Origin of the sequence: Streptomyces sp. NRRL S-1022, assembly GCF_000720135.1 — a bacterium.
In the GTDB taxonomy this organism is placed as follows: Bacteria; Actinomycetota; Actinomycetes; order Streptomycetales; family Streptomycetaceae; genus Streptomyces.
In genome coordinates, this window is the sequence record NZ_JOIU01000005.1 from 152786 (window position 1) to 171340 (window position 18555).

The following is an 18555-nucleotide window of genomic DNA, read 5'->3' on the forward strand; positions in this document are numbered from 1 at the left end:
TGTCTCCGTGAGGTGTGGGGTTACAGGGCGAGTGCCGCTGCGAGGGCGTTGGCCAGCAGCGCGGCGACCACGAGGGCGGTCCGGACGACGTTCCAGTTGCGCCATCGGACCCGGGGGTCGATCCGCTCCCAGTCGGGCGGTACGACACCCGGCTCCAGCGTTCCGACCCACTTGTTGATCGGGACGTTCTTGACGAGCGACACCACGATCGCGGCGAGGAGCAGCACGGCCGCGACGCCCTCGGGCCCGCGGGCCGGGCCGTCGGACAGCGCCGCCGCGGCGGTGTCCGCGAGCATCGCCGTGATCATGCAGATCGGCATGAACGGGTCGAACCTGGTGACCAGGAACTGGTGGACGGGGATGTAGCGGTCGACCGGGAGGCTGAGCAACAGCGGCGCGCCTCCCAGCGAGGCGATCATCAGCCCGCCGGCCCCCATCCCACTGCCGATCAGGGCCAGGGGCAGCAGGATCTGGTTCATCGGCCCGGCTCACCGGAGCGGCCGAGTGCCGCCTCCTCGACGAGCTTCTTGATCCTGGCCATCTGCACCTTGGTGTTCGCGTTCAGGTGTTCTGCCATCGCCGCGTCGTCGAACGGCATCTCGGGCCGTACGTGGAACTCCTGCACCCAGCGCATCCGGACGCCGCCTTCGGCCTCCTGGTAGTCCCAGGAGATGTTCATGAACTCGAACGGTCCGGTCTCCACGCGGTGGGCCCGGACGGTGCGGGTACCGGGGTCCGGCTTGCGCAGCGAGACCCAGCTCCAGACCTTGCCGTCCTCGTCCGGGAGCATGGTCAGCCGGAAACGGACGGTCCCGTCCGGCGAGCGCTCCAGGATCTCGGCCGCCGCGTACTCGTCGAACAGCTGCGGCCAGGACTCGATGTCGTTGGTCATCTCCCACACCAGATCCAGGGGGGCGTCGATGACCACGGTGTTCTCGGTCCGCGCGGTCATGGTCACGCTCCCGTCGGCAGGTGGCTGTCGATGTACTCCAGGACGGCCCGCGGGGTGGTCATGAACTCGATGTGGTCGTCCGGGATCGGCACGCCCAGCTGGTTCTGGATCCGGGTCGCGAGCTCCAGCATCGCGAGCGAGTCGTAGCCGAGGCTGCTGAACTGCGTGTCCAGCACGGCGCCGTCGAGGTCGGCCGACTCGTCGACGCCCGCCGCCTCCTGGAGCATGGTCTTGAGTTCGTCGAGAGTGAGAGCACTCATGTGTCATGCCTCCGTTTTCACAGTGGTGGTGCTGCTGTGCCGGCCGCTCAGCCGGCCAGGCGCACGACGGCGACGGCGTTGAACCCGCCGTGCCCGCGTGCGATGACCATGGCGCTCCGCAGCGCGGTCTCGCGCGGCTGATCGGTGACCAGGTCCAGCTCGTGCGCGTCGGCCGGGTGCTTGACGTGGACGGTGGGCGGCACGACCTGGTCGCGCAGCGCCAGCAGGGCACCCGCGGTGTCGAGCGCGCCGGCCCCCGCGTAGAGCCGGCCGGTCATGGTCTTGGGCACCGTCACCGGAACCCCCCGCGGGCCGAAGAGCTCGGCCAGCGCCCGCGACTCCTGGCGGTCCCTCTCCGCGGTGCCGTGCCCGTCCGCGAAGACGACGTCGACGTCCTCGGGCCGCATCCGCGCGTCGGCGAGGGCGGCACGCGCGCAGCGGGCCAGCGTGGGCGGACGTCCCGAGCCGGGGCGCGGGTCGAACGAGGCCGCGTAACCGGCGAGTTCACCGTAGGGACGGTCGACACCGCGGGCCCGTGCGGTGTCCGCGTTCTCCAGTACCAGGATCGCGCCGCCCTCGCCGGGCACGAAGCCTGAGGCACCGGTGTCGAACGGCAGGTAGGCGCGGGCCGGATCGTTCACCGTGCTGAGGTTCCCGGTGGGCAGCTGCGAGACGAACCCGGCCGGCGACAGGGACGAGTCGCTCCCGCCCGTCACCACCAGACGGGTGCCGTCGCGGACCACCCGGCGGGCCTGCCCCAGTGCGTCCAGGCCGCCCGCCTGCTCGCTGACCACCACACCGCACGGCCCGCGCATCCCGTGGCCGATGGAGATCTGTCCGGTGGTCGCGGCGTAGAACCAGGCGATGGACATGTACGGGCTGACGTCCTTGGGGCCGCCGCGCCACAGCTTCTGCAGCTCGCGCTGGCCGAACTCGGCGCCGCCGGCGGCGTTCGCGGTGATCACCCCGAGCTCGTACTCCGGGAGCTGCGACAGGTCCACGGCCGCGTCGTCCAGGGCCATGCCGGTGGCGGCCAGGGCGAAGTGACTCATCCGGGACGTCTCCACGACGATCCGGGCCGACAAGCGCTCACCCGGGTCGAAGTCTTCGACCTCACCGGCGAGTTGGGACGGGTAGGAGCGGGCGTCGAAGCTGCGGACCGTGTCGATGCCGCTCTTGCCGGCCAGGGTGGCGGCCCACCAGTCCTCGGTGCCGTTCCCGTTCGGCGCCACGACACCGATCCCGGTGAAGACCGCTTTGGCGCGGCCGTCGCCGCTCCGCCGTGCCTGCGACGCGTTCATGCCGCCGCCTTGCCGGGTGCGGCCATCACGATCGCGCTCTGGAACCCGCCGAACCCGCTGCCCACCGAGAGCGCCGTGGAGATCTTCTGCTCACGCGCGGTCAGGGGTACGTAGTCCAGGTCGCACTCGGGGTCGCGCTCGTGGAGATTGGCCGTCGGGGGAACCACGTCGTGCTCGATCGCCAGCGCGCAGGCCGCCACCTCGATGGATCCGATGGCGCCCAGGGAGTGGCCGATCATCGACTTGATGGAGCTCATCGGAACCTCGAAGGCCCGGTTTCCCAGGCTCGTCTTGACCGCCGCCGTCTCGTGCCGGTCGTTCTGCCGGGTGCCGGACCCGTGGGCGTTGACGTAGTCGATGTCCTCCGGGTCCAGCCGGGCCTGGTTCAGGGCGACGGTGATCGCCTCCGCCATCTCGCGGCCGTCCGCGCGCAGGCCGGTCATGTGGAAGCCGTTGGCGCGGGTGGCGTAACCGAGGATGCGTGCGTAGACGTGGGCACCCCGGCGCCTGGCGTCGTCGGCGTTCTCCAGCACGAACATCGCGGCGCCCTCGCCCAGGACGAGGCCCCGGCGGTCCCGGTCGAAGGGCCGGCAGGCGCCTTCGGGGTCGTCGTTGTAGGTGGAGGTGGCCTTGATCGCGTCGAAGCACGCCATGGTGATCGGTGAGATCGGCGCGTCGGCGGATCCGGCCAGCACGACGTCCGCGCTGCCCTCGGCCAGCAGCCCGGCGGCGTACCCCAGGGCGTCGATGCCCGAGGTGCAGCCGGAGGAGACCACCGAGGCCGGGCCCTCGGCGCCGGCCCGCCACGCCACCTCGGCGGCGATCGAGCTGGGCACCAGGTAGTTGTAGAGCTGGGGGACGGCGAAGGTGTGGTCCACGGTCCACTGCCGGCCGTCGTCGCTGAGGACCCGGTACTCCTCCTCCAGCCCGGTGGTGCAGCCGACCGCGTTGCCCACGGTCACGGCGACCCGCCCGGGATCCAGGCCGGCGAGGTCGAGCCCGCTGTCGGCCATCGCCTCGTCCATCGCCACGGCCGCGAACTGCGCGGCCCGGTCCATGCGGCGCCCGTCCTGCGGCGTCAGCCCGTGGGCGGCCGGGTCGAAGTCGATCTCGGCCGCCACCTGGCAGCGGAACCCGGCCGGGTCGAACAGGGTGACCCGGCGGGTGGCCGTCCCGCCGGAGACGATGCGGTCCCAGAACGGGTCACGGCCCGGCCCTCCGGGGGCCATGACGCCGATCCCGGTGATCGCGACATCCATCGCCCTCATGCGTCCGCCCCGACGGGGCCGCCGACCTGGGGCGCCGCGGCGTCCTCGTGGCCGGGCAGGAACTCGGTGTCCACATGGCCCAGTTCGGGCTTGGGCGCCAGGGGGCCCAGGTGGAAGACGGCCTGCGCCTGGACGGTGCCGGTGTTCACCAGACGGTGCCGCAGGCCGACCGGCACCAGGGCCGAGTCGCCCGGGTGCAGCTCCAGCGTCGTGCCGTCGATGGTGAGGCTCACTATCCCGCGGACCAGGTGCACGAACTCCTCGGAGTACGGGTGGTAGTGCTCGCACACGTACTCGCCCGCCTCCAGGGTGACCGTCCCCATGAATCCCGAGGTGGCGCCGACCGTCAGCGGGCTGAGCAGGACGCGGACGTCCCCTCCCCGGCGCAGGTTCGGTGTCACGTCGGTGACGGCGACCTTCTTCACTTCAGCACTCACCGCTTGTTCTCCCAGGTGTAGAACGGGCTGGCCATGGCGTCCTTCGGCTCCTTCCACGCCGGGTCGTACGGCCGGATGTGCCGCGCGAGCCTGAGGTGGATGTCCTCGTAGAGCGGGTGGCTGCGGGCCCGGTAGAGGTTGGGGGTGACGTCCTGGTCCCCCTCCACGAGGTGGAAGTACAGGTCGTGGAAGCGCCACAGCGAACGCCGGGACACCCCGATCAGGTGCGGCAGTTCGGAAGCGTCCGACTCCGCGAAGATCTCCGCGACGGAATCCGCCTGCGACGGATCCATCCGGGCGACGATCAGGTTCTGGTACACGGGTCCTCCCCGAGTCGGACGGTGTGCGGTGGCGGGGCGTGCCGGGGATCCGGCCGGCCGCGCCACGCCGTTGTGTCACGGCCGGTTCGATCACGGGGCAGGCCCTCGGTGCACCAGACTCGGCGACTTCGCTGGACGCGGGCTGGCGAGCGGCTGGCACCCCTGTGGGAGCGGCTGTCCAGCCGCCCGCTAGCGGACCGAGACCCGGCCGCCCCATGGTTCGGTGCGGCGTCCGCCCCCAGGGCGCCCGACCTTGCCACGGGAGGCGTCCATGGAGACCACTGCCAGGTCCGGCCCGCGTCCGGTGGCGCTGCTGTTCGCGGGCCAGGGTGCTCAGCACCCGGGCATGGGACGGCACCTGTACGGCGCCGAGCCGGTGTTCACCGCCGCCATGGAGGAGGTCTTCGGCCTGCTCGGGCCGCGGGCGCAGCGGCTGCGGTCCGTCTTCCTGGCCGGGCGCGAGGACGGTCTCGACGACGCCGGGCAGGCACAGCCGCTGCTGTTCGCCCTCGGTTACGCGACCGCACGTCTGGTCCGCGGCTGGGGCGTCCGGCCCGCAGCCCTGCTGGGCCACAGCGTCGGTGAGGCCGTCGCGGCCGTCGTCGCCGGTGTGATGTCCCTGCCGGATGCCGTCCGGCTGCTGGTGACGCGGACGGGGCACCCGCTGGGACCGGCGGAGGCCGTCGACCCCGGCTTCTGGGCCCGCCAGATCGCCGAGCCCGTGCTCTTCGGCCCCGCGCTCGACCGGCTCCTCGCCGACGGCGACTTCCTGCTGGTCGACGCCGGTCCCGGCGAGAGCCTGCTGAGCCTGGCCCGCCGGCACCCGGCCATCACCTCCGGACGCAGCGACGTCGTCGCCGTGCTCCCGCCCGCCCGCGCCACCGCCGACCTCGTGCGCGGCGCGCTCCCGGCCGCCGTGCGGCGCATCCGGTCGGAAGGGCACCGGCTGGGCGTCCAGTGATCGTCCATCACCGGCTGCCAGAGTCTCACCGGCACAACCGGCCGCGTGGGGAGCGGAGTTCCCCGCTTGCGTCACCACCGAGCCGGTCGGACAGGTTGGAACTCATCTCTGAGGGAGACGCATGACTACGAGCCCCCGGACAACCGGTGTGTGTCCGTACCCGTTCAAGCGGCCGTCCGCGCTGGAGCAGCCCACCGAGCTGCGCGGCATCCAGCAGGAGCCGGTCGTCCCGGTGGAGCTCCCGAGCGGCGACCAGGCCCTGTTGATCACCCGGTACGCGGACCTGCGGGCGGTCCTGTCCGACGAACGCGTCAGCCGCGACCTGACCCGGCCGGGTACCGCCCGCATGACGAAGGACAACGTCATGTTCCAGGACCCGCACATCAGCCCGGACCCCCCGGAACACACCCGGATGCGCCGCCTGATCACCAAGGCCTTCACCCCCAGGCGGGTGGAGGAACTGCGGCCGCGTACCGAGAAGGTGGTGGCCGAACTCCTCGACGCGATGGAGCAGGGCCCCCGCCCGGCCGACCTGAACGAGGCGCTGGCGTTCCCGCTGACGATCCGGATGACCTGCGAGCTGCTCGGGGTCCCGCTGGAGGACCAGCACAGGTTCCGCAGCTGGACGGACCACTTCCTGTCGGTGAGCCGGTTCACCGGTGAGGAGATCGGCCGGGCCCGCGGCGAGCTCATCGCCTACGTCCAGCAGCTCGTCGCCGCCAAGCGGGAGACACCCGGGAACGACCTGATCAGCGCGATGATCGCGGTCCAGGACGACGACGAGTCGGGCCTGAGCGAGTACGAGCTGGTCTACTGGGTGATGCTGCTGCTGATCGCCGGGTACGAGACCACCGCCGGCCAGCTCGGCTCCAGCCTCGTCGTCCTGCTCAGCCGGCCCGGGGACCTGGCCCGGCTGCAGGCCGATCCCTCGCTCGTGCCGTCGGCCGTCGAGGAACTCCTGCGCCTCCAGGTGATGGGCTCCTCGCTGTCCATGCTGCGCTACGTCAAGGAGGACATCGAGGTCGGCGGCGTCCTCATCCCCGCCGGTTCGAGCATCATCCCCTCGATAGAGTCGGCCAACACGGACCCCGACGCCTTCCCCGATCCGGAGACCTTCGACATCACCCGGCGGGACAACCACCACGTGACCTTCAGCACCGGCATCCACTACTGCGCCGGGGCCGCCCTGGCCAGGATGGAGCTGCAGGTGGCCGTGGCGGGCGTGGTGCGCCGCTTTCCCGGGCTGCGGCTCACCGCTCCCGCGGACGAGCTGCCGCGGAACGAGGGCGCGCTGATCCAGAACTTCGTGGAGATCCCCGTGGAGTGGTGAGACGTGGCCCGGGCCGCGCACCGATCAGGTGCGTGGCCCGGGCCGTCCGCCGGGCGGACGCCGGCCGGGATCTCACCGCAGGAACAGCAGCGCCTTCGTCAGCTGACCGGTGATCGTGAACCCGGTCCCGCTCGCGTAGCCGCCCGGGTCGGCCACCCGGTTGCGGACGAGACCCTTGTGCACCACGAGTCCGTGGACCGAGACCGACGCCCCGGCGGGCAGCTGGAGGCGGACGATGCTCTTGGCGGCGGACAGGTCGATACGGACCGCCGGGTGCCCGATGGACGCCTGGCGGAAGTCGAGCCGGACCACCGCGTCGTAGCAGCCGACGGTCAGGAACTCCGGCACCTCCCAGCGGCCGTCGATCCGCGCGAACGACTTGACCCGGCGGACCTCCAGCGCCTGCGGCGGACGCACGGACGGCAGGTCGGCCAGGACGGCGTCGACCTCCGGCCGGGTGTCGGCCGAGTAGACCAGGGAGAGCCGCTGGTCGAGCTCGGCCAGTGAGATGCGCCCCTCACCGACCGCGGCCTTCAACTGCTCGACCACCCGCTCGCGTTCCGCGTCGGACACCCGCAACGGCTTCGGCGGACGCCGACGTTCCAGATCGTCAGCCACGATCCGCACCTCTCTTACTCGTCATGTCGCCATGGCCGTCTCCTGGTGGTGCCGCGCAGGGCAGCGCGGTCACCAGAGGACCGGCAGCGCGGTCAGACTCCGGATGACACCCGCGGTGGAGCTCAGCTCCTCCTCCGGCACGGCGAGGCGCATCGCGGGGAACCGGCGCAGCAGCGCGTCGACGGCCACCGTCAGCTCCAGCCGGGCCAGCTGGGAACCGAGGCAGTAGTGCGCCCCGAGCCCGAAGGCCAGGTGGGGGTTGTGGTCACGGCCGGGATCGAACTCGGCGGCGTTCGCGAAAACCGACTCGTCCCGGTTCGCCGAGGTGATCGCGGGCAGCACCGCCTCACCCGCCCGCACCAGCACCCCGCCCAGTTCCACGTCCTCGGTGGCGACCCTGATGGTGCCGCCGTTGACGCCGGCGGTGCTGTACCGCAGGATCTCCTCGACCGTGGCCCGGACCCGCCCGGTGTCGCCCGCGATGCTCGCGGTCAGGTCCGGGCGGCGCAGGAGTTGCAGAGCTCCGTTGGCGAAGGTGCTCGACGTCGTGTGATAGCCGGCGATCAGCAGGGTCACACCGAAGAGCACGAGTTCGTGCTCGCTCAGCCGGTCGCCGGCCTCGCTGGCGCCGATCAGCGTGCTCAGCAGATCGTCCTCGCCCTCCGTCCGGCGCTTGACCTCGATGAGCCGGCCCAGATAGCCGGCCAGCTCCGAGCGCGCGGCCCGGACCTGGTCCGGGGTGTGGGTGCCGAGGCTGAGCATCACGTCCGCCCACCGGCAGAACCGGTCGCGGTCGGCGAAGGGCACGCCGAGCAACTGGCAGATGACGGCGACCGGCAGGGGCAGCCCGAGACCGGCCACCAGGTCGGCCGGCGGCCCGGCCTGCTCCATCGCGTCCAGCAGCTCCCGGGTGGTCCGTTCGACGAACGGGCGTAACCGCTCGATCTGCTTCTTCCCGAAGGCCCGTGCCACGAGCTTGTGCAGCCGGGTGTGCTCGGGCGGGTCCATCGACAGGATGGTCGCCGCGTCGGCGGCCAGCGGCCGCATCCGCGGCGCGTCGGGGAGCGCGGCGGCCGCACGGCTGAAGCGTGCGTCGGTCAGCACCGTGCGCACGTCCTCGTACCGGCTGACCAGCCAGCCGCTGTCCCCGGTCGCGAAACCCACGCGGGCGACCGGGCAGGAGCTTCGCAGCCGCTCCCACTCCTCGGCCATCTCCAGCACGCCCGGGCCCCGGAACGGGAAAGGCAGGGCACTGTGTCGGTCCATCATCGCTCCCTCACCTGCAGGCCGGCACCCGGCACTGCGCGGCCGGGAAGCACTTCGGGGATCTGGCGGCCGGCCCGGGGTACGCCCCGGACGGCAGGGTGTCCTCCAGCCGCGGCTCGGCCGCGCGCCGACGTTCCTGCGCATACAGCCGCACCAGTTCATGACAGCCGTAAGCCGGTCGGTAACTGCCCTCCTCCATCCGGAGGACCCGCTCCACCAGCCGGGATTCCACCAGATGCTTCAGCGCGCCGTCCACGTCGTCGCCACCGCCCAGGAGCTCCTCGCGGGTGAACGTCTCGGGAAGCATCCCCAGCCGCTCGAAGATCCGCTGACCACTCTGCCCGAACGTCCGGCAGATGAGCTCCAGGGTGTTGCGCAGGCTCGCGTCCGGGGACATGAGGGTGCTCAGCCGGCCCGTCGAATCGGCCAGCCAGCCGGCCAGTTCATGCAGCCCCCACTGGGGTTTGGCCCCGAGCTGGCTCGCGGCCGCGCAGATGGCGGCCGGCAGCCGGCCGCACAGCCGGACGACCTCCTCGGCATGCTGCCGGTCCTGCGCCACCTGTCCGGCCGGAAGCAGCGAGTCGAGCAGCTGGACGCCCTCCTCGACGGACGGCAGCGAGAGTTCGAGCGCTATCTCCTCGCCCAGCCCGTCCAGGGGCGACCGGCTGGTCAGGATGGTCGCGCACCCCGGTCCGCTGGGCAGCAGCGGCAGCACCTGCTCGGCGCAGACCGCGTTGTCCAGGACGACCAGCACCTTGCGGTCCGCACTCCAGGCGCGGAAGTGCTCCGCGCGGTCCTCCAGCCGGCCCTTCGGATCCGGCTGCAGTCCGATCCTGTGCAGGAATCCGTCGACGGCCCCGGCGGAAGGCAGCGGCCGGCCGTGCCGGTCGCGGAGGTCGACGTAGAGCTGGCCGTCCGGGAACAGCGGACGCAACTCGTGCGCCGTGTGCAGCGCCAAGGTGCTCTTGCCCACGCCGGGCATGCCGTGGAGGGAGACCACGGGCGGTGTGACGTCCCAGTACCGGGGCCGGTCGGCAGCGGTGCGCAGCACCGCTTCCAGCTGCGCGGCCAGCCCCTTGTGCACGGCCAGGTCGAACTCCCGGACCGGGAGCTGAGCCGGTCCGCTGTTCAGCCGGACGGCCTTCCGCTCCCCGCCGGGGAGGTTCAGGGACGGATCGGCGCTGAGGATGGCCCGGTGCAGCGCCACCAACTCGCCCGACGGGTCCAGTCCCAGTTCGGTCACCAGCCGGCGGCGCAGCGAACGGTAGACCTCCAGCGCCTCCAGCCGGCGGTCCGAACGGTACAGGGCCAGCATCAACTGGGCGGGGAACCCCTCGTGCAGGGGATGACTGGAGATCAGGGACCTGAGTTCGGCTATGAGTTCATGGTGCCGGCCGAGCTGCAGGCCCGCCTCGATCCGCATCTCGTGTGCGCGCAGCCGGGCCTCCTCGAAGCGCACCACGTGCGCCTCCAGCAGCGGGCCGACCGGCACGCCTTCCAGCATGTTCCCGCGCCACAGGGACAACGCCTCGTCGAGCAGTGAGGACGCCTGCTCGGGCCTGCCGTCCTGGAGCGCGTCCTGCCCGAGCCGGGAGAGCTGCTCGAACAGCGTCATGTCGAGCTGCTCCGCCTTGGCCCGCATGAGATAGCTGGAGTTGACCGTGGCCAGGATCTCCTGTTCACCGATCCCCTCGTACAGGCCGAGTTTCTTCCGGAGCCGGTAGATGTAGGTCTGGAGCGTGGTGGCGGCGGTAGCCGGCGGTTCGTGCAGCCACAGTTCCTCGATCAGCGACTCGGGCCGTACCGGCCGATTTGCATGGAGAAGCAGGGCCGCCAGAACATGCCGTAATTTCGGCGATGTCGGAGTGACCAGTTGTTCCCCGTCGTACACTTCCATACTTCCAAGAATGCTGAATCGCATGCAGACCCCCGTCCGTTGAGCCTCGAATGCTCGCATACGCATGGTTCCAGCCGATGACGCCGGCCGGACCGGTCACGTCCATGGAGCTCGGGCGTCAGATATCTCGTGGATGCTGGCACGATCGTGCGGCACAGCATAGCTGTCAGTCGCTGACTCCAGACAGTTTCACCTTCGGTTTTTGCCTTTTGGTGACGGCTCCGATTGTGTGGTTGTGGTGCGGACTCGTGAGCTCGTGCAGGCGCCCGCCAAACCGCGCGCTGGCCTGATCCCGCTGGTTTTCTCAGCGACGCACCATGAGAAAGCAGGCGGCATGCGCGGGCCTGGGCGGAGCGGGGAGCCGTTCGATCTCGAAGGCGTGGCCGAAAAGGCGCTGCGATTCTCCCGGCGTCATGACCGTGTGGAGAAGCCTGGACATCCTCTTGCGAGCCACCCAGGGCAGATCCTTCTTGTCCGCCTCGAAGCACCAGTGGAAGAACTGCGACCCGGGGCGCGCGAGCCGCAGCACGGTGTTCACCATGCCGCGCTTCACGGGACCGGTGGTGTCGTCCAGCGTCCCGTAGTCGACCAGCAGGTCGAACGGCCCGTCGACACCCGGGATCTCCGCCGCCGAGAGGTCCGCGTTGACGAACCGGCAGTGCTGTCCGACGCCCGCCTCACGGGCCCGCGCCCGGGCCCGTGACAGGGCGAACTCGGTGAAGTCGACTCCCACGACGTCGAAGCCGTTCTGGGCGAGGAACACCGCGTTGGATCCGGTGCCGCAGCCCAGGTCAACGGCGCGCGGCCGGCGTTCGGACTGTGACGGGGCCTTGATGCGCCCCTCGGCGACGAGCTCACGCAGCTCGGGGCTGACACCGACCCGCTCCCACGCTGCTCCTCGCTTGTACAGCCAGGTGTAGAACCACGGTCTCATGCCAGTTCCCTTCGGCTGGGTGTTGCCCATGTGTGAGGTCGGACCCGCACCGGCCCGGTGGGGCGCCGTCAGTTGGCGAGCGTGATCGCGAGGCTGTTGAGCAGCAGGACCACGAGCGCCGCAACGGTTCTGACCCGGTGCCACATACGCCATCGGGGCCGGGGATCCTGCCAGTCGACCGGGACCGCACCGGCGTCCGTGCCCCTGACCGCCTTGTTCAGGGGCACGTTGCAGAGGTGCGAGACCGCCTCCACCACCACGATTCCGATGATCGATGTGATCAGCAGGGAACGGATGGCCGCGGACGGTGCCACCACGGCCAACACGATGTCTGCCGCCAGGGTCGCATTGACCAAGAGCGGCATGGTCGGGTGATACCCCCTGCCCAGCAGAGAATGGGCCTGCAGATAGCGGTCGGGTGTCATCGCGTTCAGCGCCGGCAGAACACTGACGGCCACTGCGAAGAAGACTCCGGATATTAGGCCGCTGCCGATCAGGACCGCGACTCCGACAAGCTGCACCACTGGAGATTCCCTCTCTCTCACGCGCTCCGACAGATGCTCGGTAAGCGCACTAGCAGCTCAATGGACGCGGCGGTGACGGAACGGAAGGTTTCACGTCGATCGGAACTGATCCGATACCATTGGGTTAAGGTTCACGCCTTGTTGTCGGGTGGGAACGATGGCCCAGATCCATCCGAAAACCATGATCGGCCGGCGGAAGTACGCAGCTCCCGCCCGCGGGGCCGGATCACCGCGGCCGACGGGACTCGCGGGGGTATCGCCGCCTTACCGTTGTCCAGCGGTGCGCTAGTTCCATTGGCCAGCATCTCCGCCAAAACAATGGCGTGCGCTCCGTCTCCGCCCGGTTGGCGAGCGCCCGGCGAGAGACGAGGTGGCACCGGATGGTGACCTACACATCCGCCCTGGTGACCGGGGCATCCAGCGGCATCGGTCAGAGCCTGGCCCGGCGGCTGGCGGAGGAGGGGGCCGATGTGGTGGTGGTCGCGAGACGCGGTGACCGCCTGGAGAGCCTGGCCGAGGAGCTCCGCGGCCGGTACCAGGTGTCCGTCGAGGTGCTGACGGCCGACCTCACCGTGCCGGAGGAGCTGGCCGCGGTCGCCGAGCGGCTGACCGACCCCGACCGTCCGGTCGACCTGCTCGTCAACAACGCCGGTGCGGGCTCCCGGCCACCCCGGCCGCTGGCGGACCAGCCGCTGGAGTACGAGCTGGGGAAGGTGGACCTCAACGTGCTGGCACCGCTGCGGCTGACCCACGCGGCGCTGTCCGCGATGATTCCCCGTCGGCACGGCGGCATCCTCAACGTCTCGTCCATCGCCGGCTTCCTCCCTCAGCCCCAGGGCGCGACCTATGCCGCGACCAAGGCCTTCCTGACGTCGATGACGGAGACGCTGTACTGCGAGGCACGCACGTCCGGTGTCCACGCCACAGTGCTCTGCCCCGGTTTCGTCCGGCGCGGTGAGGGCGGGGCGCACGGCGGGACGCGCAGCATCCGCCTGCCGGAGTTCGTCTGGCTCGACCGGGACGAGGTGGCCCGCGAGGCGATCGCGGCGGTGCGGTCCGGGGATCCGGTCTGCATCCCCGGGCGGCACTACCGGGCGGCCGTCAAGCTGAGCAGGATCCTGCCGCGCTCGGTGTCCTACCGCGTCTTCGAACGTCTGTGGGGGCGTTAGGACGCGGGCTACGGCGGCTGATCGCGGGGGAGCCGGGACGTGGAGGTCCTGGCTCCCCCCGGGTCAGTGCTCCCGGTTCCTATCCCCACTGCCGTGCGCGGGCCGGGAGGAGGAAGGAGAGCAGGAAGACCAGCAGCATGGCTCCCGCCGCGCACCACAGGGTGCGCTGGAGCGCCAGGGTGAAGTTCTCCCCGTTCGCCCGGGACCCGGCGTGCTCGAACGCCGCTGCCATCCGCTTGGTGACGGAGTCCGGCACCTGGGCGGTCGTCCCGCCCCCGGAACTGGCTCCACCGCAGCTCGCCGGCGTCTGCGACGGGTCCTTCGCCACCATCCGGTCGTGGTAGCAGGACCGGAAGGTCGAGATCACCTTGTCCTGGACCGGGCCCGACACATGCGCCGCCGACATCTCCGCCCGCAGCTGCGGGGCCACCCGGTCCGCGATACCGGTGGACTGGGAGCCGAGCAACGTGAAGAAGACGACGCCGAGGATGGCGATGCCGGCCGAGGCCCCGATCTGGGTGATCGCGTTCACCAGACCCGACGCGGACCCGATCTCCCGCGGTTCCACGGCCGCCAGCACGATGCCGAACAGCGAGGAGACCACGGCCCCCATGCCGAGGCCGGCCACCACCAGGCTGGGCAGCATCTCCCAGGACGAGGCGTTGGTCCCCTCGTAGTGCAGCGTCAGGATGAGCGCGACGAAGGCGGCACACATGACCAGCGCCCCGATGCTGAGCAGCTTGCGGCCGAGCCTGGGGGCGAGGACCGCGCCGGAGACCGCCGATCCGACGGCCATGCCGAGCGACCAGGGCAGGGCGGTGAGGCCCGCGTGCATGATCTCGAAGCCGCGGCCGATCTGCAGGTACATCATGAAGACGAAGAAGAACCCGATCAGCCCGGCGAAGAACAGGAACCCGATGAGCAGACCCGCGTTGAACGGGAGCTTGCGGAAGAGGCTCATCTCGACCAGCGGAGACTTGCCGGCGCGGCCCTTGCGGATCTGCACGAAGGCGAAGAGCGCGAGCACCGGAAGCGACAGCGCCATGGACACGTACGTCCACGCCGGCCACCCCAGGTCCCGCCCCTTCAGCAGGGGGTAGACCAGCAGCAGCATGGCCGCCGTGACCAGCAGGCTGCCCACGATGTCGATCCGCTGCACATGCTCGGACCTGGTGTTCTGCACGTACAGGACGGCGCCGACCAGCGCGATGATCCCGACCGGGATGTTGACCAGGAAGATCGAGCGCCACTCCAGGCCGAACACGTCGGCCTTGATCAGCAGCGCGCCGAGCATCGGCCCGCTGACCACGGCGAGGCCGGAGACCCCGCCGAACATGCCGGCCACCATGGCCCCTTCCTTGGGCGGGAAGGTCGCCATCAGGGTGGAGAGCACCTGCGGCACCATGAGGGCGGCCATCGCGCCCTGCAGCACCCGGGCGGCGATCAGCATTCCGGGGCCCTGGGCCGCTCCGCACAGGGCCGAGGAGAGCACGAAACCGGCCACGCCGATCACGAAGAGGTTCTTGCGGCCGAAGATGTCTCCCAGCCGGCTGCCGGTGATCAGCACCAGCGCGAACGCCAGCGCGTACCCGGACGCCACCCACTGGGCGTCGGAGTCGCTCGTCCCTAAGTCCCTCTGCAGAGACGGGATGGCCACGTTCACGATGGTCCCGTCGAGCAGGTCCATGAAGCTCGCCAGGAGCAGGGCGATGAGGGCCCACCATCGCCGGGAGTTCCGGTCCGAGCCGCCCGGGCCGGCGGGCACTTCCACATCGGTTGCAGTCACATCAGTCTCCTCGTTGCTTGGCTTACGGCCCGACGGTCGTACCGCGTAACAGTCGCGGGTGGGACAGGCAGCTGCGTGCCGCCCCGATCCGGCAGGATCCACGGTGGTTCCCCTTGTGAACAGGGGGAGTTGGACCTGGGTGAGGGAGTGTCAGAAGAAGGAGCGGCTCGGTTGAGAAGTCGACCGCTATGAAGTATCTTAGCTTAGGAGCCAAGATATTAGGGAGGCTTTAGCACACATGTCAACTGGCCTGCCCCCGAGGGAGGATCTCGTCGGTGCCCTCTCCTGGAAGCTGCGTCGCCTCAGTGGTGAGACCGTCCTGTTCCACCAGGCGATCGCCGACCGACTGGGCATCAGCCCGACCGACTTGAAGTGTCTCGACCTCGCGTCCTCCGGTCCCGGACCGGTCACCGCGGGTCGGCTGGCCGAGGTCTCCGGACTCACCTCCGGCGCCATCACCGGCGTGATCAACCGCCTGGAGAAGGCCGGACTGGTGACCCGGGAGCAGGATCCGAACGACCGGCGAAAGGTGATCATCGTTGTCAACCCGAACGTGCCCGACAAGGTCGTCGGACTCTTCGGCTCGATAACGGACTCGATGATGGAGCTGTGCTCCCGCTACGCCGACCACGAGCTGGCACTCGTGCTCGACTTCGTCAGCCACGCGGCGGAGACCACCCACAACGAGGCCACGAAGCTCCAGCAGAGCACCGGGATGCCTGCTGCCCGCAGCTGACACCGCACCGGATACCGATCAAGGTAACCGCCCACTGGCCGCCTCGGTGGGGATACCTCTGTCCCCCGTCAGAGATATCCCCGCCGGGGCTTCATCGATTCCGAACCAGGCGTGGCGGTCCATGGGAACGAAGGAGCGCGATGACGCACTTGAAGATCGATCGGCCGCGGCGCATGACGCTGGAGGGGGTGGCAGCCATCCGGTCCTTCATCGCCAGGGGGCGCATCCAGGTGATCGGGACGGACGACGACAACGTCACGCTGGACGTCTCCGAGATCGACCAGCACCCGATCAGTGTCCAGCACCAGGACGGTCTGCTCTTATTGGGGCACCACGGCACCGGCATGCAGCAGTTGGTGAGGGGCCGGCTGCGCCACCGGCCCCCTCAACACGCCGTCATATACCTCGCCGTACCGCGCGATTGCGCTCTCGACCTGTGGTCCGTCTCCGCCGACGTACTGGCCGGCGGCAGCCGGGGCGAGGTCCAGGTGCACAACGGGGAGGGCGAGACCACGCTGGACCGGCTGTCCGGCGCGGTCGAGGTGGAGACCTCCTCGGGGCACGTGGACGCCATCGACCTGAGTGGCGACGTCGAGATCCGGTCGGTGTCCGGCACGGTCGCCCTGTACGCCACACCCCGCAGGACCCGGGCGCTGAAACTGTCGAGCGTGTCGGGTGACATCAGCATCTGCCTGCCGGAGACGGCTGACGCCAGGGTTCACCTGGAGTCCGTCAACGGACGGGTCTCCAGTCAGTTCGAGGGCATCGTCCCGGTCAAGATGCCGGGACACCACAAGGCCAAGGGAGACATCGGCAGCGGCAGCGCCTCGATCTGGGCCAGCAGCGTCTCCGGCCGCGTCGTACTGCTCAACGGCGGCAGGCTCGACGACACCGAAAGTACCGGCATCGCGGACTAGCTCCCCGTCGGGCGTCCTGTGCGGAGGGGGGCAGCTTCGCGTGTCCTGGCCCCTCGCGGAAGCGGCGCCCGCCGGTGCCGCCGGCCCTCGGCCGGCCTCTTCGACCGGAGCCGAACCCGAGCAGGGCCCGCGTCAGGACTCGGGCCCACGTCGCGGTTTCGGCTCGCGTCAAGGCTTCGGCCCGCGTCGCGGAGAGGGTGACCAGGCCGGCGTCACCCAGCCGGCGCGCGATGCCGGTCTCGGGGACACCGCGGGGCTGGACGCGGCGATCTCTTCAGCAGGCCGTCGGTCTTCACATAGAGTGCGGTGGCGAGGGAGTCCAGGTCAGGCACCACAACCGGCCTGCGGACTCCCTCGCCTCATCTCGCGCACGCAAGGAAGCCCCCCGGCACCAGTCTTCCAGGAGGAACGGACAGATGAGCGACAACCTCCGCTTCTCCCACGGAGAGATACGGCACCACCTGCTGGCCCTGCTCGATCAGCAGCCCAGCCACGGTTACGGACTGCTCACCAAGCTGAGCGAGCGGTTCGCCGGCGCCTACCGCCCCTCGCCCGGCACCGTCTATCCGCGGCTGCGCCAGCTGGAGGCCGAGGGCCTGCTCAGCCATGAGACGGCCAACGGCCACAAGGTCTACCGGCTCACGCCGGCCGGCCGGCAGGAGCTGGAACGCCTGCAGGCCGCCGAAAGCCCCTCCCGTACCGCCGGGCGACCCGTCGGACAGGGTGCCGCGCAGAGCCCGGCGGCTCCCGCGGCTCCGGTGGAAAACCTGAGCGACCCCATCCGCAGCGCGGTCGAGGAGATCGTCGGCGATTTCCGGAAGCAGTTCGGATCCGCGAGGGAACGGCCGCCGCTCGGCTTGGACGAGCACCGCGGACTCAGCTGGATCGTATCGCTCCCGCCTGATCCGCAGCCTTCCGCCAGGATGCTCTTCCAGCAGAGGCTCGACGACCTCACCACAGCCGCACAGCAGCTGCTCCGGTCCGGATCCACCCCGGACGACGTGCTGTGGGAGGGCGCGCGACTCCTGGAGGAGGTGACGGCCAAGCTCGGCCGGGGCGGTCCCACGAGCTGACCGTGCTCAGGCCCTGCGCCGCTGGTTCAGGGCCGCGAGCGACAGGATCGACGCCACCATGGACGCGAGCGGAGTGAGGGTGGCATCGAGACATTGGTGCCAGTCGGCCTCCGGCTCCTCGGACCCGGCGTCGGCCTCCGCGATCCGGTCCGCACTCACGGTGCGGACCGCGCCGGAGCCACCTCCACCCTGTCGCCGCGCATCCGGGCCCGTGCCTTCTGGTCGCAGACTCACCATGCCTCCGAACACGCCGTAGCTCCCGTGTACGGATACTTTTCCGGGTGAACCTGGACGGCCCCTGGAGGCCTAGAAGAAGCCCAGCTTCTTCGGCGAGTACGACACGAGCAGGTTCTTCGTCTGCTGGTGGTACACGTCTTGCATGGCACTCACCAGGTGAAATGGCATGAGGCTGGGCAGCGTGCGCATCGCTGGTCCGTGCATGGTCCGGATCCTGGACCGAGACCTGACCCGACTCGCAGCCTTTGCGCCTGGGCGCGCCGCGTGGTGGCGTGGGATCAGGGCACGCCCCCCGAGCGCCGGTGGTATAGCCACTGCGGGAAGCATGTCCGCGGAGAAACCTGTGGTGGTGCCGGAGACGCCCGGGGCGGTGATGACGGTGGCGGCGTTCGTGAAGGTGGTGCGGCTCCGGGCCGTTCGGTGCGGGCACCAGGTCGGTGAGCACGTTCTCCCGATGGTCTCTGTTCTCGAAGTGCCCGACATGCGGGCGCCCAGGACCCTTGCCGGGGACCGGTGGGTCTGGTTCTGTACCGCCCTACAGGTGCGTGATCACGGAGACACGAGGAGAA

General features: G+C 70.2%; 21 protein-coding genes and 1 pseudogene. 6 read left to right on the plus strand and 16 right to left on the minus strand.

The features are described from left to right. Positions 1-20 precede the first annotated feature (20 nt). Genes IG05_RS0106770 through IG05_RS48290 form a run of 7 tightly spaced genes read right to left on the minus strand, consistent with a single transcriptional unit; the run spans position 21 to position 4538 of the window. Complete coding sequence (locus IG05_RS0106770; RefSeq protein ID WP_030340075.1) at positions 21-479, minus strand: DUF1772 domain-containing protein; 459 nt, start codon at positions 477-479, stop codon at positions 21-23. Next, positions 476-952 (minus strand): SRPBCC family protein, encoded by a 477-nt coding sequence (locus IG05_RS0106775; RefSeq protein ID WP_030340077.1) that lies wholly within the window; start codon positions 950-952, stop codon positions 476-478. The genes IG05_RS0106770 and IG05_RS0106775 overlap by 4 nt, the downstream gene beginning before the upstream one ends. A gap of 2 nt (positions 953-954) precedes the next feature. Continuing rightward, positions 955-1212, minus strand: a complete 258-nt coding sequence (locus tag IG05_RS0106780; protein WP_030340079.1) for an acyl carrier protein — start codon at positions 1210-1212, stop codon at positions 955-957. Positions 1213-1259: 47 nt separating this feature from the next. Next, positions 1260-2513, minus strand: coding sequence for a ketosynthase chain-length factor (locus tag IG05_RS0106785; protein ID WP_030340080.1), 1254 nt, complete (start codon positions 2511-2513; stop codon positions 1260-1262). Continuing rightward, a complete protein-coding gene (locus IG05_RS0106790) occupies positions 2510-3781 on the minus strand; it encodes a beta-ketoacyl-[acyl-carrier-protein] synthase family protein (RefSeq protein ID WP_030340082.1) in 1272 nt (423 codons plus the stop codon). The genes IG05_RS0106785 and IG05_RS0106790 overlap by 4 nt, the downstream gene beginning before the upstream one ends. Beyond that, entirely contained in the window at positions 3778-4218 is a 441-nt protein-coding gene (locus tag IG05_RS48285) for a cupin domain-containing protein (RefSeq protein ID WP_030340084.1), read from the minus strand. Before IG05_RS48285 ends, IG05_RS0106790 begins: the two co-directional genes overlap by 4 nt. Continuing rightward, complete coding sequence (locus IG05_RS48290) at positions 4215-4538, minus strand: TcmI family type II polyketide cyclase (RefSeq protein ID WP_030340086.1); 324 nt, start codon at positions 4536-4538, stop codon at positions 4215-4217. Before IG05_RS48290 ends, IG05_RS48285 begins: the two co-directional genes overlap by 4 nt. A gap of 271 nt (positions 4539-4809) precedes the next feature. Between IG05_RS48290 and IG05_RS0106805 the strand changes: the two genes are divergently transcribed. Continuing rightward, positions 4810-5499 carry an acyltransferase domain-containing protein gene (locus IG05_RS0106805; protein WP_078893931.1) on the plus strand — a complete coding sequence of 230 codons (690 nt, stop codon included), beginning with the start codon at positions 4810-4812 and terminating at the stop codon, positions 5497-5499. 121 nt (positions 5500-5620) lie between these two features. After that, positions 5621-6829, plus strand: coding sequence for a cytochrome P450 (locus IG05_RS0106810; protein ID WP_030340089.1), 1209 nt, complete (start codon positions 5621-5623; stop codon positions 6827-6829). A 72-nt stretch (positions 6830-6901) separates the two neighbouring features. On the opposite strand, the gene IG05_RS0106815 is transcribed toward IG05_RS0106810, so the two are convergent. The 5 genes from IG05_RS0106815 to IG05_RS0106835 all read right to left on the minus strand — a co-directional run bounded on the left by IG05_RS0106815 (position 6902) and on the right by IG05_RS0106835 (position 12068). Beyond that, positions 6902-7447 (minus strand): DUF1707 SHOCT-like domain-containing protein, encoded by a 546-nt coding sequence (locus tag IG05_RS0106815; RefSeq protein ID WP_158838800.1) that lies wholly within the window; start codon positions 7445-7447, stop codon positions 6902-6904. Positions 7448-7516: 69 nt separating this feature from the next. After that, positions 7517-8713, minus strand: a complete 1197-nt coding sequence (locus tag IG05_RS0106820) for a cytochrome P450 (RefSeq protein WP_037813153.1) — start codon at positions 8711-8713, stop codon at positions 7517-7519. Between the two features lie 10 nt (positions 8714-8723). Continuing rightward, complete coding sequence (locus IG05_RS0106825) at positions 8724-10610, minus strand: AfsR/SARP family transcriptional regulator (protein ID WP_051789567.1); 1887 nt, start codon at positions 10608-10610, stop codon at positions 8724-8726. Between the two features lie 304 nt (positions 10611-10914). Next, on the minus strand, positions 10915-11544 hold the full coding sequence (locus tag IG05_RS0106830; RefSeq protein ID WP_051789569.1) for a class I SAM-dependent methyltransferase: 630 nt from the start codon (positions 11542-11544) through the stop codon (positions 10915-10917). 68 nt (positions 11545-11612) lie between these two features. Beyond that, on the minus strand, positions 11613-12068 hold the full coding sequence (locus IG05_RS0106835) for a DUF1772 domain-containing protein (RefSeq protein ID WP_030340097.1): 456 nt from the start codon (positions 12066-12068) through the stop codon (positions 11613-11615). Between the two features lie 380 nt (positions 12069-12448). Between IG05_RS0106835 and IG05_RS0106840 the strand changes: the two genes are divergently transcribed. After that, entirely contained in the window at positions 12449-13237 is a 789-nt protein-coding gene (locus IG05_RS0106840; RefSeq protein ID WP_037813157.1) for an SDR family NAD(P)-dependent oxidoreductase, read from the plus strand. A gap of 79 nt (positions 13238-13316) precedes the next feature. Here IG05_RS0106840 and IG05_RS0106845 read toward each other — a convergent pair whose 3' ends face one another. Then, complete coding sequence (locus IG05_RS0106845) at positions 13317-15023, minus strand: MFS transporter (RefSeq protein ID WP_051789571.1); 1707 nt, start codon at positions 15021-15023, stop codon at positions 13317-13319. Positions 15024-15261: 238 nt separating this feature from the next. Between IG05_RS0106845 and IG05_RS0106850 the strand changes: the two genes are divergently transcribed. Together IG05_RS0106850 and IG05_RS0106855 are read left to right on the plus strand one after the other, a co-directional pair. Then, positions 15262-15759 (plus strand): MarR family winged helix-turn-helix transcriptional regulator, encoded by a 498-nt coding sequence (locus IG05_RS0106850; RefSeq protein ID WP_030340102.1) that lies wholly within the window; start codon positions 15262-15264, stop codon positions 15757-15759. Between the two features lie 140 nt (positions 15760-15899). Beyond that, complete coding sequence (locus IG05_RS0106855) at positions 15900-16676, plus strand: DUF4097 family beta strand repeat-containing protein (protein WP_030340103.1); 777 nt, start codon at positions 15900-15902, stop codon at positions 16674-16676. A gap of 97 nt (positions 16677-16773) precedes the next feature. Here the strand turns inward: IG05_RS0106855 and IG05_RS50505 are convergent. After that, positions 16774-17011 (minus strand): annotated as a pseudogene (locus IG05_RS50505) (hypothetical protein); the annotation flags it as partial. Positions 17012-17092: 81 nt separating this feature from the next. Here IG05_RS50505 and IG05_RS43595 point away from each other — a divergent pair. Beyond that, entirely contained in the window at positions 17093-17749 is a 657-nt protein-coding gene (locus IG05_RS43595) for a PadR family transcriptional regulator (RefSeq protein WP_051789573.1), read from the plus strand. Positions 17750-17755: 6 nt separating this feature from the next. Here the strand turns inward: IG05_RS43595 and IG05_RS47690 are convergent, their stop codons facing one another. Next, positions 17756-17908, minus strand: a complete 153-nt coding sequence (locus tag IG05_RS47690) for a hypothetical protein (protein WP_158838802.1) — start codon at positions 17906-17908, stop codon at positions 17756-17758. Positions 17909-18055: 147 nt separating this feature from the next. Continuing rightward, positions 18056-18190 (minus strand): hypothetical protein, encoded by a 135-nt coding sequence (locus IG05_RS49920; RefSeq protein ID WP_267881729.1) that lies wholly within the window; start codon positions 18188-18190, stop codon positions 18056-18058. Positions 18191-18555: the final 365 nt, after the last annotated feature.

Excerpts from the sequence above, each read along its gene's own strand:
- IG05_RS0106770 (WP_030340075.1), bottom strand. The coding sequence starts at position 479 with ATGAACCAGATCCTGCTGCCCCTGGCCCTGATCGGCAGTGGGATGGGG.
- IG05_RS0106775 (WP_030340077.1), bottom strand. The coding sequence starts at position 952 with ATGACCGCGCGGACCGAGAACACCGTGGTCATCGACGCCCCCCTGGAT.
- IG05_RS0106780 (WP_030340079.1), bottom strand. The coding sequence starts at position 1,212 with ATGAGTGCTCTCACTCTCGACGAACTCAAGACCATGCTCCAGGAGGCG.
- IG05_RS0106785 (WP_030340080.1), bottom strand. The coding sequence starts at position 2,513 with ATGAACGCGTCGCAGGCACGGCGGAGCGGCGACGGCCGCGCCAAAGCG.
- IG05_RS0106790 (WP_030340082.1), bottom strand. The coding sequence starts at position 3,781 with ATGAGGGCGATGGATGTCGCGATCACCGGGATCGGCGTCATGGCCCCC.
- IG05_RS0106805 (WP_078893931.1), top strand. The coding sequence starts at position 4,810 with ATGGAGACCACTGCCAGGTCCGGCCCGCGTCCGGTGGCGCTGCTGTTC.
- IG05_RS0106810 (WP_030340089.1), top strand. The coding sequence starts at position 5,621 with ATGACTACGAGCCCCCGGACAACCGGTGTGTGTCCGTACCCGTTCAAG.
- IG05_RS0106820 (WP_037813153.1), bottom strand. The coding sequence starts at position 8,713 with ATGGACCGACACAGTGCCCTGCCTTTCCCGTTCCGGGGCCCGGGCGTG.
- IG05_RS0106825 (WP_051789567.1), bottom strand. The coding sequence starts at position 10,610 with ATGGAAGTGTACGACGGGGAACAACTGGTCACTCCGACATCGCCGAAA.
- IG05_RS0106830 (WP_051789569.1), bottom strand. The coding sequence starts at position 11,544 with ATGAGACCGTGGTTCTACACCTGGCTGTACAAGCGAGGAGCAGCGTGG.
- IG05_RS0106840 (WP_037813157.1), top strand. The coding sequence starts at position 12,449 with ATGGTGACCTACACATCCGCCCTGGTGACCGGGGCATCCAGCGGCATC.
- IG05_RS0106850 (WP_030340102.1), top strand. The coding sequence starts at position 15,262 with ATGTCAACTGGCCTGCCCCCGAGGGAGGATCTCGTCGGTGCCCTCTCC.
- IG05_RS0106855 (WP_030340103.1), top strand. The coding sequence starts at position 15,900 with ATGACGCACTTGAAGATCGATCGGCCGCGGCGCATGACGCTGGAGGGG.
- IG05_RS43595 (WP_051789573.1), top strand. The coding sequence starts at position 17,093 with ATGAGCGACAACCTCCGCTTCTCCCACGGAGAGATACGGCACCACCTG.
- IG05_RS49920 (WP_267881729.1), bottom strand. The coding sequence starts at position 18,190 with ATGCACGGACCAGCGATGCGCACGCTGCCCAGCCTCATGCCATTTCAC.